At 72.9% G+C, this 15,982-nt stretch carries 17 protein-coding genes; 7 read left to right on the forward strand and 10 right to left on the reverse strand.

Annotation, left to right across the window (positions count from 1 at the left end):
- Nucleotides 1–294: 294 nt before the first annotated feature.
- Complete coding sequence (locus tag ACN263_RS16200) at nt 295–1,377, reverse strand: substrate-binding domain-containing protein (RefSeq protein ID WP_422735131.1); 1,083 nt, start codon at nt 1,375–1,377, stop codon at nt 295–297.
- A 96-nt stretch (nt 1,378–1,473) separates the two neighbouring features.
- Here ACN263_RS16200 and ACN263_RS16205 point away from each other — a divergent pair, with 96 nt between their 5' ends.
- Nucleotides 1,474–1,938: a MarR family winged helix-turn-helix transcriptional regulator gene (locus ACN263_RS16205; RefSeq protein WP_422735132.1), complete on the forward strand. Its 465-nt coding sequence runs from the start codon at nt 1,474–1,476 to the stop codon at nt 1,936–1,938.
- Nucleotides 1,939–1,944: 6 nt separating this feature from the next.
- Here ACN263_RS16205 and ACN263_RS16210 read toward each other — a convergent pair whose 3' ends face one another.
- From ACN263_RS16210 to ACN263_RS16240, 7 genes are all read right to left on the reverse strand, one after another.
- A complete protein-coding gene (locus ACN263_RS16210) occupies nt 1,945–2,319 on the reverse strand; it encodes a cupin domain-containing protein (protein ID WP_422735133.1) in 375 nt (124 codons plus the stop codon).
- 102 nt (nt 2,320–2,421) lie between these two features.
- On the reverse strand, nt 2,422–3,150 hold the full coding sequence (locus ACN263_RS16215; protein WP_422735134.1) for an urease accessory protein UreD: 729 nt from the start codon (nt 3,148–3,150) through the stop codon (nt 2,422–2,424).
- A complete protein-coding gene (ureG, locus tag ACN263_RS16220; RefSeq protein WP_422735135.1) occupies nt 3,150–3,908 on the reverse strand; it encodes an urease accessory protein UreG in 759 nt (252 codons plus the stop codon). Before ureG ends, ACN263_RS16215 begins: the two co-directional genes overlap by 1 nt.
- Entirely contained in the window at nt 3,898–4,683 is a 786-nt protein-coding gene (locus ACN263_RS16225) for an urease accessory protein UreF (protein ID WP_422735136.1), read from the reverse strand. The genes ureG and ACN263_RS16225 overlap by 11 nt, the downstream gene beginning before the upstream one ends.
- A complete protein-coding gene (locus tag ACN263_RS16230; RefSeq protein ID WP_422735137.1) occupies nt 4,683–6,386 on the reverse strand; it encodes an urease subunit alpha in 1,704 nt (567 codons plus the stop codon). Before ACN263_RS16230 ends, ACN263_RS16225 begins: the two co-directional genes overlap by 1 nt.
- Entirely contained in the window at nt 6,383–6,763 is a 381-nt protein-coding gene (locus ACN263_RS16235; protein ID WP_422735138.1) for an urease subunit beta, read from the reverse strand. The genes ACN263_RS16230 and ACN263_RS16235 overlap by 4 nt, the downstream gene beginning before the upstream one ends.
- Entirely contained in the window at nt 6,760–7,062 is a 303-nt protein-coding gene (locus ACN263_RS16240) for an urease subunit gamma (protein ID WP_222957358.1), read from the reverse strand. Before ACN263_RS16240 ends, ACN263_RS16235 begins: the two co-directional genes overlap by 4 nt.
- A gap of 415 nt (nt 7,063–7,477) precedes the next feature.
- Here ACN263_RS16240 and ACN263_RS16245 point away from each other — a divergent pair, with 415 nt between their 5' ends.
- Nucleotides 7,478–8,290: a hypothetical protein gene (locus ACN263_RS16245; protein ID WP_422735139.1), complete on the forward strand. Its 813-nt coding sequence runs from the start codon at nt 7,478–7,480 to the stop codon at nt 8,288–8,290.
- 111 nt (nt 8,291–8,401) lie between these two features.
- Here the strand turns inward: ACN263_RS16245 and ACN263_RS16250 are convergent, their stop codons facing one another.
- Together ACN263_RS16250 and ACN263_RS16255 are read right to left on the reverse strand one after the other, a co-directional pair.
- The gene (locus tag ACN263_RS16250; protein ID WP_422735140.1) at nt 8,402–9,799 is read right to left on the reverse strand and encodes a hypothetical protein; all 1,398 of its coding nucleotides are present in this window, start codon (nt 9,797–9,799) and stop codon (nt 8,402–8,404) included.
- A 185-nt stretch (nt 9,800–9,984) separates the two neighbouring features.
- Nucleotides 9,985–11,172 (reverse strand): LLM class flavin-dependent oxidoreductase, encoded by a 1,188-nt coding sequence (locus tag ACN263_RS16255; protein ID WP_422735141.1) that lies wholly within the window; start codon nt 11,170–11,172, stop codon nt 9,985–9,987.
- Between the two features lie 156 nt (nt 11,173–11,328).
- Here ACN263_RS16255 and ACN263_RS16260 point away from each other — a divergent pair, with 156 nt between their 5' ends.
- The 5 genes from ACN263_RS16260 (at nt 11,329) to ACN263_RS16280 (ending at nt 15,961) form a co-directional block, all read left to right on the forward strand.
- Nucleotides 11,329–12,306 carry an aliphatic sulfonate ABC transporter substrate-binding protein gene (locus ACN263_RS16260; protein WP_422735142.1) on the forward strand — a complete coding sequence of 326 codons (978 nt, stop codon included), beginning with the start codon at nt 11,329–11,331 and terminating at the stop codon, nt 12,304–12,306.
- 92 nt (nt 12,307–12,398) lie between these two features.
- Entirely contained in the window at nt 12,399–13,136 is a 738-nt protein-coding gene (locus tag ACN263_RS16265; RefSeq protein ID WP_422735143.1) for an ABC transporter permease, read from the forward strand.
- Complete coding sequence (locus ACN263_RS16270; protein WP_422735144.1) at nt 13,109–13,840, forward strand: ABC transporter ATP-binding protein; 732 nt, start codon at nt 13,109–13,111, stop codon at nt 13,838–13,840. The genes ACN263_RS16265 and ACN263_RS16270 overlap by 28 nt, the downstream gene beginning before the upstream one ends.
- Before the next feature lie 88 nt (nt 13,841–13,928).
- Nucleotides 13,929–15,335, forward strand: a complete 1,407-nt coding sequence (locus tag ACN263_RS16275; protein ID WP_422735145.1) for a selenium-binding family protein — start codon at nt 13,929–13,931, stop codon at nt 15,333–15,335.
- The gene (locus ACN263_RS16280; RefSeq protein ID WP_422735146.1) at nt 15,332–15,961 is read left to right on the forward strand and encodes a hypothetical protein; all 630 of its coding nucleotides are present in this window, start codon (nt 15,332–15,334) and stop codon (nt 15,959–15,961) included. Before ACN263_RS16275 ends, ACN263_RS16280 begins: the two co-directional genes overlap by 4 nt.
- The last annotated feature ends 21 nt before the right edge of the window (nt 15,962–15,982 follow it).

Raw genomic sequence — 15,982 nt, forward strand, 5'->3', positions numbered from 1 at the left:
CGGGTACGGGCACGCAAAGCGTCGACCGGCATGATTGCGTGAGTGTTTCCCAGTCCTTAATTGACTGTTTCCCCGGCACCTGGAGAGCGGGCACACCACAATGGCCGACATCGTCTTCGCACGACGATGCCGGCAGTGATTAATGCGCTGAAGAAATGGTCACCACAATGGTCGGCGGACAGATTTCCGCCGACGGGGGACACAATCGTGGCATCCGGCCCCGAGCCAGATACTTCACGCAGGAAGTATCTTAGGACCGGGCCCGGTGGACCTGTCAAGGGTCCGGACGGCCGGTCAGAGCTGGGCGAGCACGCTGAAGTCGAGACCGTCCGCCTCGGCGAGGTAGATCCGCTGGCGGACGTGCCGCCGACGCAGCCGCAGCCGACCGCGCGGCCCGTGGTACGCCACCGTGTCGGCGGCCGTCTCGATCGCCCGTACGTCGAGGGTGCGGGCCTGCGCGATCAGGGCGGCGAGCAGCATGACACCCTCGTAGCAGGACTCCCCCAGACTGCCCAGCGGCGGCGCCTCCACCCCGAACCGGCGGGCGAACTCACCGTGGAAGTCGAGATTCTCCTGGGTCACCAGGCCGGCGAAGAAGCCCGCGGTGCTGTACAGCCGCCGCGTCGCGCCCGCACCGCTGGCCAGCAGCATGTTCTCGTCCATCAGGGTGCTCAACCGCAGGCAACGCTGGTCCATCCCGGCCCGGGCGAACGCCCGGTTGAAGCGCACCGCGTCCGCGCCGACGAGCAGCATCACCACCGCGTCGGCCTCGCTGCGCTCGATCTGGCGCAGCACGTCGTCGAAGTCGTGCGTCTCCAACGGCAGGAACGCCTGCCCCACCACCCGGCCGCCGCCGCGCACCGCGTACCGCTGGGTCGCCCGCGCGGTGCGCCGGGGCCACACGTAGTCGTTGCCGACCACGAACCAGCGCCGGACACCCAGCTCACCCGCGAGCAGCCGGATCGCCGGCCACAACTGGGCGTCCGGCGTCTCACTGGTCAGGTAGACCCCCTCGGTACGCTCACCGCCCTCGTACAGGGCGGTGTAGACGTACGGCACGCGATGGGCGACCCGGGGCGCGAGCGCCTGCCGCACCGAGGAGATGTGCCAACCGGTCACGCCCTGCACCGCGCCCACCGACACCAGCGCCTCGACCTCGGCGGCCACCTCGGCCGGCGGGGCGCCCCCGTCGACCGGCACCAGCCGCACCTCGCGGCCCAACACCCCGCCCTCGGCGTTGATCTCCTCGACCGCGAGCTGGGCGCAGAGTTCGCAGGTCGGGCCGAACATTCCCGCCGGCCCGCGCATCGGGTACACCAGCGCGATGCTGACCACGGCCCGATCGACGGTGAGCCACGGCGGTGCCGGCGCGGACATGAGCACATGATTGCCCGGACAACGACGCAAAACCAGACCTCACCACGGACCGGGACGACTCGCTACGATGACAGGGCCACCGGCCCAGGGAGTTTCATGTCAGACGTGCCCGGGGCGCCAGCCGACCTGCTGCGCTCGCTCACCCGCGCCGAACGGCTGCTCTCGCGCCGGATGGCCGCCGTACTGGCCGACGACGAGCTGACCACCGAGGCGTGGCGGGTGCTCTGCCTGCTCGCCGACGGTCAGGGTCACCCGATGAGCGAGGTGTCGGCCGAGGCGTCGCTGCCGCCGGGCACCCTCACCAAGCTGGTCGACCAGCTCGTCGACCGTAACCTGGTGTTCCGGCGGATCGACGTGCTGGACCGTCGACGGATCCGGGCACACCTGACGACCCGGGGCCGCCGCGAGCACGCCCGCATCGACGAGCGGGTCCGGGCCAGCCTCGCCGAGGCGGGCGTACCGGCCGACACCGCCCTGCTCGACCACCTCGCCGAACTGATCGCCCGCCTCGACCCGGCCGCCCGCCGCGACCACGTCGCGGCGGCCGGCCCACGCCGCTGACCCGGCTCACTCCACCTTGGTGAGCAGCGGCTTGCCCTTCTCGACGACGTACGTGGCCAGCTCGACGGCCACCCCGTCGCCCACGTTGCGGGCCTGGTGGTGGACCCCGTACGGCACGGTCAGGGCGTCACCGACGTGGCACACCACCGGCGGCTGACCGTCGAGGGTGTACTCCAGCGACCCCTGGAGCACGCAGATGATCTCCTCGCCGGGGTGGAAGTGCTTGAACGGTGGCGAGTCCGGCGTGAACTCGACCCGACTCTGGATGACCTCCCGGCCCTCGATGCTGAGGTCGTGCCGCTGCAGGTCGACCCGCCACAGCCCGGGAGCGCCCTCCACGGCTGTCGGACTGATGCCCTCGGGTCGGTCCTTGCCACTCATCACGGCCTCCTGTGAGCCATCCGGCGACCGGCGATCGCACGTTTTCCGAGGATAGGAGCCAAGCGAGCGCCGGGGCGCAGATTCCGCACAACGGTCCACGGCTCAGGCGACGACCTCTTCGCACAGGTGGGCGCGCAGCGTGTGCGCGTCGGGCGCGGTGGCGCTGAACAGCGTCGCCGGAGCACCGGCCAGGGGCAGCCGCGCGAGCGTGCCCTCGACCATCGCCGGCTCGGCGGGGCGCGACGGGTCCACCACCAGCAGCGACCCGGTGGCCGGCGCGCCGCCGAGCACCGCCGGGCCGGCCCAGCCGGGCGCACCCGGGCCGACCGCCAGCGACTGGCGCAGCAGCGGCCGGCCGTCGTAGTCGACCCGGGTGTGTACGACGGCGGCCCCGGGCGTCTCGCCGTACCGGCCGCATATCACCTCGTCCCGCCAGGTCAGCCGCGCCCCCGCGGCCAGCTCGACCCGGGACTCGGCGAGGTGCGCGCAGCCGGCCGCCGCGACCAGTTGCTCGGGCAGCCAGTGCAGGACGCCACCGTCGTGCACCACGGCGCGTACGGCCATCCGCGACACCGCGCCGGGCCGCCCGGGCAGGGCGACCGAGGCGGCGACGCTGTGCACCCGCACCGCCGCACCCGGCGCCACGTCGACCTCCAGGCGCAGGTCGTCACCGGCGAGCGGGCCGGCCGCCCCGCCCACCACGTACACGGTCGCCATCCGGCCGTTCCCGGGCGTCTGGCGCAGCAGCAGCGGCGTCTCGCCGCGCAACTCGGCGAGGACCGTGCCGCCCCGGCCGTCGGCCCGGGCCACCACCCGGGCGACCGCGCGCATCAGGCCGAGCCAGCCGGTGCGGCGATCGGGTGCAGCGCGGCGTGGTGGGCCAGCTCGTGGCGGATCCAGTCGGCGACCCGGCCCGCCGTCGGGTCCCCGACGATCGACAGGAACACGGTCGGCAGGTCGCCGCGCCGGGCCCGCGCGTCCCGGTCCATCACGGCCAGGTCCGCGCCCACCATGGGCGCCAGATCGGTCTTGTTGATCACGAGCAGGTCGGCGGAGGTGACCCCGGGGCCGCCCTTGCGGGGCACCTTGTCCCCACCGGCCACGTCGACCACGAAGATCTGCCGGTCCACCAGTCCCCGGCTGAACGTGGCGGTCAGGTTGTCACCGCCGCTCTCGACCAGGACCAGGTCCAACGGGCCGACCGTCTCGGCAAGCTCGTCCACGGCGTCGAGGTTGGCCCCGATGTCGTCGCGGATGGCGGTGTGCGGGCAGCAGCCGGTCTCCACGGCACGGATCCGGGTGGGGTCCAGCACGCCGGCCCGCTTGAGGAAGTCGGCGTCCTCGGTGGTGTAGATGTCGTTGGTGACCACGCCGAGTCGCAGCTCCCCGGCGAACGCCCGGCACAGCGCCGCCACCAGGGCGGTCTTGCCGGACCCGACCGGCCCGCCGATGCCGACGCGCAGCGCCCGGCCGGCCCGCGCCAGTGGCGGATGCGGGTCCACCCCCGGCTCGGGGTGGGTGTGCGGAACGGTCTCGTCGTGCGGTTCGGCAGTGGGCACAGCGGTCGGCGAAACGGTGTCAGGACGCAAAGAGACGCACCTCCCAGGTGGCATGAGCTTCGGCGTAGATGTCGGCAAGGGGCGCGGCGGCCGCGGGCAGCCGCTCGGGTGGATCGTCGGCGGCCCGGGCCGCGTCGGCGGCGGTGCCGTCGCACAGCTCGGCGAGACCGACCAGCAGGGCCTGCACCTGGTACGGGTCGAGGCCGAGCAGGCGTACGCCGGCACTGGCCGCGCCGGTCACCGTCCCGTAGGCGGCGACCGTGGCGGTCTCGGCGCGGCTCAGGCCGGCGGCGGCGCAGAGCAGGCCGAGCACCAACGGCTGGTGTGTTCCCTGCGGTGTCGCGGGCAGGTCGTCGAACGGCGCGTCCGGCCAGATGGCCCGGCCGGCGCGCAGCAGGGCCCGGCCCTGTCGGCGGGACACCCCCCGCAGCGCCGGCGACGCGGTCCGCGCGTCCAGTTCCGCGTCGAGCCGCGCCAGCACGCACCGGCGCACCGCGGAGTCGGTCGGCACCTCCCCGCGTACCCCCGGATCTGTCGGCGTGGTCGCCCGCCGCGCCGGATGGCCGAGGCCGACCGGGCGCCCGACGGGCGCGGCGGCCGGCGTCACCGTCCGGTGCGCCGCCGCCGCGAACGCCGCGCCCACCAGACCGGCGGTGGCCAGCCGGCCGACGAGGAACGCCTCCAACGAGGCCAGGTCGGTGACCCGGCCGGCGGCGACGGCGGCCTCCAGGCCGCCGGAGTGCGCGTGCGCGCCGGCCGGGAAGCGACCGTCGGCGAGCAGCAGGAGCAGGCTCGACGTCGGCATCAGAACAGGAAGTACCGCTGGGCCATCGGCAGGCGGGGCACCGGGTCCGGTTCCACCACCTCCCCGTCGATCCGCACCGTGAAGGTGTCCGGGTCCACCTCGATCCGGGGCATCGCGTTGTTCTCCGGCAGGTCGGCCTTGCCCCGCGAGCGCACGTCGGCGACCGGCACCACCCGTCGCCGCACGTCCAGGCGCAGCCCGGCGTCGAGGGCGGCCGGCGCGACGAACGCCAGGCTGGTGGCCGCCGCCGCGACGCCGTACGCCCCGAACATCGGCCGCGGCAGCATCGGCTGCGGTGTCGGGATGGAGGCGTTGGCGTCCCCCATCTGGGCGTACGCGATCATCCCGCCCTTGAGCACCAGGTGCGGTCGTACGCCGAAGAACGCCGGGTCCCACAGCACCAGGTCGGCGAGCTTGCCCGGCTCGACCGAGCCGATCTCGCCGTCCAGCCCGTTCGCCATCGCCGCGCAGATGGTGTACTTCGCCACGTACCGCCGGGCCCGGCGGTTGTCGGCCGCGCCGTCGCCGGGCAGCGCGCCCACCCGCTCCTTCATGACGTGCGCGCTCTGCCAGGTGCGCAGGATGACCTCGCCCACCCGGCCCATGGCCTGCGCGTCGGAGCCGATGATGGAGATCGCGCCGAGGTCGTGCAGCAGGTCCTCGGCGGCCATGGTGGACGGACGGATGCGGCTCTCGGCGAAGGCCAGGTCCTCCGGCACGGACGGGTTGAGATGGTGGCAGACCATCAGCATGTCCAGGTGCTCGGCGAGGGTGTTGGCCGTGTACGGCCGGGTCGGGTTCGTCGACGACGGCAGCACGTTCGGCTCGCTGGCCACCGTGATGATGTCCGGCGCGTGCCCGCCGCCCGCACCCTCGGTGTGGTACGAGTGGATGGCCCGGCCGCCGATCGCCCGCAGCGTGTCGGCCACGAAACCGGCCTCGTTGAGGGTGTCGGTGTGGATCGACACCTGTACGCCGGAGGCGTCCGCGACCCGCAGGCAGGCGTCGATGGCCGCCGGGGTGGTGCCCCAGTCCTCGTGCAGCTTGAACCCGCCCGCCCCGGCCCGCAACTGCTCCCACAGCGCCTCTTCCGAGACGGTGTTGCCCTTGCCGAGCAGCAGGACGTTGACCGGCAGCGTGTCCAGCGCCTCGTGCATGCGGGCCAGGTGCCAGGCGTTCGGGGTGACGGTGGTGGCCCGGGTGCCCTCGGCGGGGCCGGTGCCGCCGCCGACGAGCGTGGTGACACCGCTGGCGAGCGCCTCGGTGACGATCTCCGGGCAGATGAAGTGCACGTGGGTGTCGACGGCGCCTGCGGTGAGGATCCGACCGTTGCCGGCGATCACCTCGGTGGCCGGTCCGATGACCAGGTCGGGGTGGACACCGGGCATGGTGTCCGGGTTACCGGCCCGGCCCAGCGCCACGATCCGCCCGTCCCGCAGGCCCACGTCGGCCTTGACGACGCCCCAGTGGTCGAGCACCACCGCGCCGGTGATGACGGTGTCGAGGGCGCCTTCGGCGCGGGTGGCCCGGGACTGGCCCATCGACTCGCGGATGACCTTCCCACCGCCGAAGACCGCCTCGTCGCCGCCCACGCAGTGGTCGGTCTCCACCTCGATCAGCAGGCTGGTGTCGGCCAGCCGGATGCGGTCGCCGGTGGTGGGCCCGTACAGGTCGATGTAGCGGTCCCGCCGCACGGCGCTCACCGCGCCGGCCCGTCGGTCGTCGGCGCGTCGGTCGTCGGCGCGTCGGTCGTCGGCGCGGTCGGTGACGCGGCGTCCAGCGGCCCGGCACACTCGCCGCGCAGGCCCGGTACGACGCGCGCGCCGCCGAGCGGCACCAGGTCGACGCTGCGGCTCACGCCCGGTTCGAACCGGACCGAGGTACCCGCCGGGACGGCGAGACGCTGCCCCCAGGCGACGTCCCGGTCGAAGGCCAGGGCCGGGTTGGCTTCGGCGAAGTGGTAGTGCGAGCCGACCTGCACCGGACGGTCGGCGGTGTTGACCACGACCAGCGTGGTCACCGGCCGGCCCACGTTGATCTCCACCGGGCTGTCCGCCGGCAGGATCTCCCCGGGGATCACGGGATCGGGTGGTGCACCGTCACGAGCTTGGTGCCATCCGGGAACGTCGCCTCCACCTGCACCTCCCTCAGCAGCTCGGGGATGCCGTCCTGGACGTCGTCGCGGCCGAGCACGGTCCGGCCGGCCGACATGAGGTCGACCACCGACCGCCCGTCCCGGGCCCCTTCGAGCAGGAAGGCGGTGATGATCGCGACGGCTTCGGGATAGTTGAGTCGCAGGCCGCGCTCGCGGCGGCGGCGGGCGACATCGGCCGCGACGTGGACGAGCAGGCGGTCCTGCTCGTGCGGGCTGAGGAACACGGGATTCTCCGGTGGGGATCGGCGTGGCCGGCTCGCCGTCGGCTCCGCGCGGAGCCACCCCGGGCAGCACCACCCGGACGAACGAGCTGGGATCACACGACCGCCGTGACGACCGTCGACGAGGTGGCCCGGGACTCCACCATCCCGGCCCGCACGACGGGCACCCGGCGGTGTCGGTCGGATGCGGACCGCACCGCCCACCGCTTGAGCAGACCGTAGAGGATCGTTCCCGGCGGGGGCAACAGGGTGCCCGGGATGAGAGATCACGCCGGGCCGGCGTCGGGTCGGATAGCCGACTCGCCCACGGGCCGCCGCACGGTTCGCGGCGGGCGCGCGCACGAGCGCGTCGATGGGATCATGCGGGTGGATCCCTCCGTCCCGCGCCGTCGCGCGATATCCATAATGGAGGTACGTGGTGGGTGAGTCCCCGGCGACCGGTGGCGACGACGACCGCCGACTGCGGACCCTCTTCGTGATCGGTGTGGCGGCCAACGTCATCGGTGTGGTGACCGCGGTGGAGAGCTGGCTCAAACGGGACGTGCTGTTGTTCGCCCTCACTCTGACGGCGGTCCTGCTGCTCGGTGGATTCTGGCTGTGGCGTCGGCAGACCCGCGTCGCGATCGCCCTGCTGGCGCTGGGCTGCCTGCTGCTCGGCGGTGTCCTGGCGACCCAACTCCACCACCCGTCGACGCCGGCACCCACCGCCGGCGCACCGTCGACGTCGCCGTCCACCGCCGGGGCGCCGACGGGCACGCCATCGGCCGCCGCGCCCTCGCCGACCACCGACCCCGCCGCGCCGCCCGCGAGTCAGGCCGCCCCTGGTTCGAACCCGGACGCGCCCCGCACCCTCGTCGACCGGACCGTGGTGCTGCCCCGCGAGGCCGCCGTCGACGTCGACCGGCCGGGCCAGCAGGTCGTCCCGAAGCACTCCGACGGGGCCACGGACGGGCTGGACCTCTACCACGACTGGGGCGATATCCGTTCGGACAACGTCCAGGTCGCCAACGCCCCCAACGTGTACCCGTACTCCGGCGGCAATCCCGCTCAGGCGTACGCGGACTGCGTCGCGTCGGCCACCGGCACGGCACGGGACTCGTTCACGCCCGGCGCGAACTGGTGCTTCCGCACCTCCGAGGGCCGCCTCGGGTTCGCCACCATCACCAACGACAGCCGCACGGACAAGGCGTTCGTGGTCCACGTCATCGTCTGGGACGCCACGGGCGCGTAGCCGGCGGTGACCCTCGGTCACCACGGTGGGGGCGGGTGCGATCGTAAGCGGTATACCGCAGAGTCATATTCATACCGCTGAGGTATGCCACTCAGCAGCACATCGGCTCGGTTAACGCCGATGGGTGAAGGCACGCCCGGCGACGGCGAACAGCGACAGGCTGATCGTCGCGACGAACACACGCATCGTCGGGTCGAAGGTCAGCGCCGAACCGAGGTCACGGGAGACGTGCGTGCCGATGAAGGTCGGCACCGCGCTCCACACCGTGACGGCGAGCAACAGCAGGGCGGCGCTGGCGAGGACGGCGGCGAGCAGGCACTGGCGCACGTAACGCCCGGACTGCTTGCCGCGTGCCCACAGCCGGGCGATCGCCGATGTCGGCGGTCGACGCCAGCTGCCGTGCCGCACCCAGCGGTCCTCGTTCTCGTCGAGGGTATGACGGTTGACGATCGCCTGTATCAGCAGGTACGTACGCAGCAGCAGGTGGAGCTTCGACGGAGCGTGGAACGCGAGCCCGCGTTGTAATTCCCGCGTCTCCGCCCGGATTCTGCCGGTCCACGCGCGCAACTGCCGATCGGTGACGTCGACACCGGTCCGGTTCACGCGAGGCCACGCGAACTCGAACCTGGTCGCGGCGCGGTCGAGGGCCTGCACGGCGCGGCGTCGGGACGATGGCGCGGCATCCGCCTCGACGCACTCGCCGAACTCCAGGAGCGCGGCGACCAGCGCCAGGTGCGGACGCGTCCAGAGATCCCGTCTGATGCGCCACTCGGACGCGAGCGGCCACAAAGCGACGACGACCAGGCCGGCACCCGCGAACGCGAGCCCCACCAGGACGTCGTACCAACGGGTCAGGTGAATCGCGGGAGTGGCCGACACCGCGACGCTCACCACGGCGACGGCGGCACCCCCGCTCGCCGTCACTCGGGACGGAATGGCGAAGCGCACCACGACAAGCGCCGCCACGACCCCGAGGAGGAGGCTCGTGGCGGTGGCCGCCAGCCGGTGGGTTGGTGACCCGCCGACGATGCCGAACGCCGCGACGGCGGCCACACCCACGCCGACCAGGAGCGGTGGGAGCTGCGGCGTGCGTAACGGTTGCAGCGCGCGGTCCAGCCAGTCCAGCGTGCGTATGGCGTCCCGTACGGTGGGCACTACCGATACGGGGTCATCCTCGACGTGGCCCCAGAACGTGTCGTAGCCCGCGGGAAGACCTCTCTGCCGAAGCTCTTCGCGCTCGTTCTTGCGGTTGGCCAGCGCGGTCGCGTTGATCTTTTCACCGTGAATGATCCACCAGGGCAGCGGGTCAGCGCCATCGGCGTCCTCGCCCTCGTCCACCGGGCCGCTGTCGGGGCGCGGGCTGTCGGGCTCTTCGTCGACGAACGGCACGTCGTCGATGAACACGTCGTCGTCAACGAACAACACGTCGTCGTCCAACAACGGGTCGTTGTTCAGCCGGACGTCGTCGCCCAGCAGGACCACGTCCAGCGGGACGTCGTCGTCGAACACGTCCCTCGGTGGCGCGCCGAACCGGGAGCGTGGAGGCGGCAGCGGCCGGCCGCCAGGTCGGGGCGGGTCGGCTGCCCGTTCGTCGTCCACGAGATCACCACCAGGTCGCGGATGTGCCTCCGTGGTAGCACGCCAGGACAAGTCGCAGGGCACCCGCCCGGGCATCCGCTACAACGGGCGGTCGCTCACCGGGCCGCGACCGGCTGCGGTGCCGGGCGAAGGGTCGACGTCCCGGCGAACGGGACGTCGACCTGGTCCGCCGCCGCGAGCTGCGCGTCGGGGTGTCGCCACAGGCCGCGCTCGCGCAGGATCGGCAGGACGCCCTCGCCGAACCAGTACGCCTCCTCCAGGTGCGGATAGCCGGAGAGGATGAACTCGTCGATGCCCAGCGCGTGGTACTCGGCGATCCGGTCGGCGATCTCGCGGTGGCTGCCCACGAGGGCGGTGCCGGCCCCACCGCGTACCAGGCCGACGCCGGCCCACAGGTTGGGCGAGACCTCCAGGCTGTCGCGGGAGCCGCCGTGCAGGTCGAGCATTCGGCGTTGCCCCTCCGACTCGCTGCGGCGCAGACCCTCCTGCACCGCCCGGATGTCGGCCTCGGCGATGCCGTCGAGCAGGCGGCGTGCCTGTGCCCACGCCTCGTCGGCGGTGTCCCGGGCGATGACGTGCAGCCGGATGCCGAAGCGCAGCTCCCGACCGGCGTCGGCGGCGAGGGCCCGGACCCGGTTGAGCTTCTCGGCGACCTGGGCCGGCGGCTCACCCCAGGTGAGGTAGACGTCGCTGTGCCGTACGGCCACCGGCAGGGCTGCGGCCGACGAGCCACCGAAGTAGACCGGCGGCGTGGGATCGGGCAGCCGGTGCAGTCGCGCCTGCTCGACGCGTACGTGCGTGCCGGCGTGGTCGACGGTCTCGCCCCGCCACAGCGCCCGTACGACGTGCAGGAACTCGTCGCACCGGGCGTACCGGGCGTCCTTGTCCAGGAAGTCGCCGTACGCGCGCTGCTCGCTGGACTCGCCGCCGGTGACCACGTTGAGCAGCAGCCGACCCCGGGACAGCCGCTGGAAGGTGGAGGCCATCTGGGCGGCCAGGGTGGGTGAGGTCAGGCCGGGGCGGAACGCCACCAGGAACTTGAGGCGTTCGGTGACCTCGCTGAGCATCGCGGTGGTGAGCCAGGCGTCCTCGCACCACGCGCCGGTCGGGGTGAGCGCGCCGACGAAGCCGAGCTGCTCGGCGGTGCGGGCGATCTGCCCCAGGTAGGCCACGCTCGGCGGGCGGGCGCCCCCGGCCGCGCCGGTGGGTACACCGTGTCCACCGCCGACGACGTCCCGGCTGTCGCCGTTGGTGGGCAGGAACCAGTGGAAGGTGAGGGTCATCGCGGCTCTTTCCGTGTGTGCGCGGGGCGCTCCTGAGGGGTGGGACGAACCCACCGACAGCCTACCCATAAAACCTATCGGGTTAGTAGGCTACCGCCCACGCCATTCCCCGCCGGTCGACGCGGCCCGGCCCACCCGCTCAGCCAAGGAGCCGTCATGCGTACCCCCTCACCCGCTCATCCCCCGCGTCGCCGCCTGCTCACCGCGGCGTTCACCGCCCTCGTGCTGCTCGCCGCGGGCGGCGTGAGCGCCTGCGGCGGTTCCGCCGACGCCGGCGACGACCGGGGCAAGCTGCGGATCGGCTACCAGCGCTTCGGCGGGCTCAGCCTGGTCAAGGCACGCGGCGCGGCCCCGGACGTCGAGTGGTCGCTGTTCGAGAGCGGGCCGGCGCTCACCGAGGCGCTCAAGGCCGGGTCGATCGACATCGGACAGGTGGGCGAGGCCCCGCCGGTCTTCGCCGCCGCCGGCAAGATCCCGTTCTCCATCATCGGCACCTCCGAGCCGATCCCGCAGGGCGAGGCCGTACTCGTCAAGGCGGACAGCGGCTACCGCAGCTTCGCCGACCTCAAGGGCAGGACGGTCGCCCTCAACAAGGGCTCCAACGTGCACTGGCTGCTGGTCCGACTGCTGGAGGCCAACAAGATGACGCTGCGCGACATCAACGTCAAGTACCTCAAGCCGGCCGAGGGACGCCCCGCCTTCGACAGCGGCCAGGTCGACGCCTGGGTGATCTGGGACCCGTACTTCGCCCTGGCCGAGCAGCCCGGCGTACGGGTGCTCGCCGACGCGACCGGCCTGGCCAGCAACCGTGAGTACGTGCTGGCCGCACCGGACGCGGTCACCAGACGCACGGACGACGTCCGGGCGTTCCTCGCGACGTACCGCGAGGTGACCGACTGGGGTATCGCCAACCCGCAGGAGCGGGCCCGGACGCTCGCGCCGGAGTTGAAGATCCCGGAGGACGTCACCAGCCGCGCCCTGGACCGCAGCGCCAAGCCCCTCGCGCCGGTCAGCCCGGCCATCGGCGACGAACTCCAGGCGATCACCGACAGCTTCATCGCGCTGGACCTGATCCCGGGCCCGGTCGACATCAGGAGCCGGGTGGACGACCGTTTCAGCGCGGTGTTCCAGTGAGTCGTACCCCGCTGCTCGAAACGCCGCCGCGGGTCGCGGCGGAACCGACGCCCGCAGCCCGCCGCCCACGGCGGACGCTGCGGTGGCGAAGGATGGTCAGCCCGGTCGCGTTGGTGCTGGGCTGGGAACTGGCGGCCCGGACCGGCCTGCTGGCGCCGGAGAAGCTGCCGGCGCCCAGCGACGTCCTCGCGACCGGTTGGCGGCTGTCCCGCGACGGCACGCTCGCCGTGCACCTGGTGGACTCGCTCACCCGGGCCGGCGCGGGGCTGCTCATCGGTGGCGTGCTGGCGCTGGTCCTGGGCGCGGTGGCCGGGTTGTTGCGCCTCGGCGACGACCTGGTCGACCCGCCGGTGCAGATGGCCCGCATGCTGCCGCACCTGGGCCTGGTGCCGCTGCTGATCATCTGGGTCGGCATCGGCGAGTCACTGAAGATCAGCCTGGTGGCGCTGGGCGCGTTCTTCCCGGTCTACTTCAACACCTATGCCGGCATCCGGGACATCGACGAACGGCTGGTGGAGGCGGCCCGGGCCTGCGGGCTCGGGCCGGCCGCCCGGCTGCGTCACGTGGTGCTGCCCGGGGCGCTGCCGTCGCTGTTTCTCGGCCTGCGCCTCGCGATCGGCGCGGCCTGGCTCAGTCTCGTCGTCGGCGAGCAGGTCAATGCCCAGACCGGCATCGGCTTCCTGATGATGGAGGCGCGGGAGTTCAGCCAGACCGACGTGGTGGTGCTCGGCCTGCTCGTCTACGCGCTGCTCGGGCTGATATCCGACCTTGCCCTACGCGTGGCGGAGAGGAGGATGTTGACATGGCGACGCGGACTGCGAGCCACCTGATCGGCGCGACCCCGGTGCTGACCGCCCACGCGATCCGCCGGTCCTTCGGGCCGACGGTCGTGCTGGCCGGCGTCGACCTGAGCATCGCCCGGGGCGAGGTCGTGGCCCTGCTCGGCGGCAGCGGTTCGGGCAAGAGCACCCTCCTGCGCATCCTCGCCGGCCTGGACGGCGAGGCGACCGGCGAGACCGTCGTGCACGGCACCGCCGCCGTGGTCTTCCAGGAGCACCGGCTGCTGCCCTGGAAGCGGGTGGCCGCCAACGTCGGGCTCGGCCTGTCCGGACCGGACACCGCCGGCCGGATCGAGCGGGCGTTGACCGAGGTCGGGTTGGCCGAGCGGCACCGGGCCTGGCCGGCCGAGCTGTCCGGCGGGCAGGCGCAGCGGGTGGCCGTCGCGCGGGCGTTGGTGCGCGAACCGGACCTGCTGCTGCTCGACGAGCCGTTCGGCGCGCTGGACGCGCTCACCCGGTTGCGGATGCAGGTGCTGCTGCGTCGGCTGCACGCCGAGCACGGCTTCGCCGCCCTGCTCGTCACCCACGACGTGGAGGAGGCGCTGCTGCTCGCCGACCGGATCCTGCTGCTCGACGACTGCCGCATCGCCGCGGACCTGCCCGTCGACCTGGGCCCCACCGGTACGCCGGACGACCCGGGTTTCGGCGCGCTGCGCCGGCACCTGCTCGACCGCCTCGGCGTCCCCACCACCTGAGGAAGCGTCCCCACCACCTGAGGAAGCGTTCCCACCACCTGAGGAAGCGTCCCCACCACCTGATGCCACCTGACGAAGCGGAGATGCGATGACCCGCTGGACGCCCGACCCCACCTTCTACCCGTCACCCCGCGAGGCGGCGACCGCGCCGGCGGAGAAGCTCGCCTACGTGGCGGCCTTCGACCGTACGGCCACCCGCCCGGACGCCATCGTGGTGCTCGACACCGACCCGGACTCCCCCGACTACGGCCGGGTCGTCGGCTGGACCGACCTGCCGCACCTCGGCGACGAGTTGCACCACTTCGGCTGGAACGCGTGCAGCAGCGCGCTCTGCCCGACCGCTCCGCACCCGCACGTCGAGCGGCGCTACCTGATCGTGCCGGGCCTGCGTTCCTCGCGCATCCACGTCGTCGACACCCAGCCCGATCCACGCCAGCCGCAGGTCGTCAAGGTGATCGGCCCGGAGGAGCTGGCGAAGCGGGCCGGCTACTCCCGGCCGCACACCGTGCACTGTGGCCCGGACGGCATCTACCTGTCCGCGCTGGGCGGCGCGGACGGCGAGGAGGGTCCGGGTGGCGTCGCGATCCTCGACCACACCACCTTCGAGGTCCGTGGGGCGTGGGAGGCCGACCGGGGGCCGCAGTTCCTCGCGTACGACGTGTGGTGGCACCTCAACCAGGACGTGCTGGTCACCAGCGAGTGGGGCACCCCGTCGATGATCGAGGACGGCATCATCGGGGAGCTGCTGCTGGGTCGCCGCTACGGTCACGCCATCCACTTCTGGGATCTCGCCAAGCGCCGGCACGTGCAGCGGGTCGACCTGGGCGATCAGTACCAGATGCCGCTGGAGCTGCGCCCGGCGCACGATCCGACCAAGTCGTACGGGTTCGTCGGGGTGGTGATCAGCGTCGAGGACCTGTCCGCCTCGGTCTGGCTGTGGCATCGCGACGGGGACGCCTGGGCGGTCACCAAGGTGCTCGACATCCCGGCCGAACCGGCCGACCCGGAGAAGCTGCCCGACCTGCTCAAGCCGTTCGGGGCGGTGCCCCCACTGGTGACCGACATCGACCTGTCCGTCGACGACCGCTTCCTGTACGTGTCGTGCTGGGGCACCGGGGAGCTGCGCCAGTACGACGTGAGCGACCCGCTGCACCCGGTGCAGACCGGCTCGGTGCACCTGGGCGGGATCGTCCGCCGTACGGCCCACCCGTCCGCGCCCGACGAGGCCCTGGCCGGCGGTCCGCAGATGGTGGAGGTGAGCCGGGACGGCCGGCGGGTCTACGTCAGCAACTCCCTCTACGGCGCGTGGGACGACCAGTTCTACCCCGACGGGGTGGGCGCGTGGCTGGCCAAGCTCGACGTGGACGTCGAGGCCGGCGGGCTCACCCCCGACGAGCGGTTCTTCCCGCACGGGGACGAGTTCCGGGGGCTGCGCGTGCACCAGACGCGCCTCCAGGGCGGGGACGCGTCCTCCGACTCGTACTGCTTCCCGTGACCGTCGGAACCCTGGCGACGCTCGCCGCGCTCGGCGCGTTCCACGGTCTGAACCCGGCGATGGGCTGGCTGTTCGCGGTCGCCCGGGGCCTTCAGGAACGCAGTCGTTCGGCGCTGCTGAAGGCTCTGCCGCCGATCGCGGCGGGGCACCTGGCCTCGGTGGGGATCGTCGCCGCGCTGGTCACGGCGACCCGTTCGGTGACGGCGAGCACGGTCCTGGCGGTGGTCGGCGGGGTGCTGCTGGTCGGCTTCGGACTGTGGCGGCTGCTCTCCGAGCGGCACTTCCGCTGGGCGGGCATGCGACTGTCGGCGGCACAGCTCGCCGGCTGGTCGTTCCTCATGTCGTCGGCGCACGGCGCGGGGCTGATGCTGCTGCCGGTGCTGGTGGCCGAACCGGTCTCCGGGGGCCATTCGGGGCACCTGGCGGCGGCACCGGTGGGCGCGCTGCCCGGGTTGGCGGCCGCCGGGGTGCACACCGTGGCGATGTTCGGCACCGCCCTGGCCGTCGCGGTGCTGGTCTACGAGGTGCTCGGGGTGGGGGTGCTGCGCCGGGCCTGGTTCAACGTCGACCGACTGTGGGCCGGCGTGCTGGTCGCGGCGGGGCTGGTGACGCTGATCCGGGCGTGACCGCGCGGACGCCGACACCCG

Origin of the sequence: Micromonospora sp. WMMD729 (assembly GCF_049315225.1) — a bacterium.
Taxonomy (GTDB): Bacteria; Actinomycetota; Actinomycetes; order Mycobacteriales; family Micromonosporaceae; genus Micromonospora.

Coding starts and splice junctions, on each gene's coding strand:
- ACN263_RS16225 (WP_422735136.1), bottom strand. CDS start 4,683: ATGCCGACGTCGAGCCTGCTCCTGCTGCTCGCCGACGGTCGCTTCCCG.
- ACN263_RS16260 (WP_422735142.1), top strand. CDS start 11,329: ATGCGTACCCCCTCACCCGCTCATCCCCCGCGTCGCCGCCTGCTCACC.
- ACN263_RS16205 (WP_422735132.1), top strand. CDS start 1,474: ATGTCAGACGTGCCCGGGGCGCCAGCCGACCTGCTGCGCTCGCTCACC.
- ACN263_RS16265 (WP_422735143.1), top strand. CDS start 12,399: ATGGTCAGCCCGGTCGCGTTGGTGCTGGGCTGGGAACTGGCGGCCCGG.
- ACN263_RS16270 (WP_422735144.1), top strand. CDS start 13,109: ATGGCGACGCGGACTGCGAGCCACCTGATCGGCGCGACCCCGGTGCTG.
- ACN263_RS16255 (WP_422735141.1), bottom strand. CDS start 11,172: ATGACCCTCACCTTCCACTGGTTCCTGCCCACCAACGGCGACAGCCGG.
- ACN263_RS16275 (WP_422735145.1), top strand. CDS start 13,929: ATGACCCGCTGGACGCCCGACCCCACCTTCTACCCGTCACCCCGCGAG.
- ACN263_RS16215 (WP_422735134.1), bottom strand. CDS start 3,150: ATGCGCGCGGTCGCCCGGGTGGTGGCCCGGGCCGACGGCCGGGGCGGC.
- ACN263_RS16200 (WP_422735131.1), bottom strand. CDS start 1,377: ATGTCCGCGCCGGCACCGCCGTGGCTCACCGTCGATCGGGCCGTGGTC.
- ACN263_RS16210 (WP_422735133.1), bottom strand. CDS start 2,319: ATGAGTGGCAAGGACCGACCCGAGGGCATCAGTCCGACAGCCGTGGAG.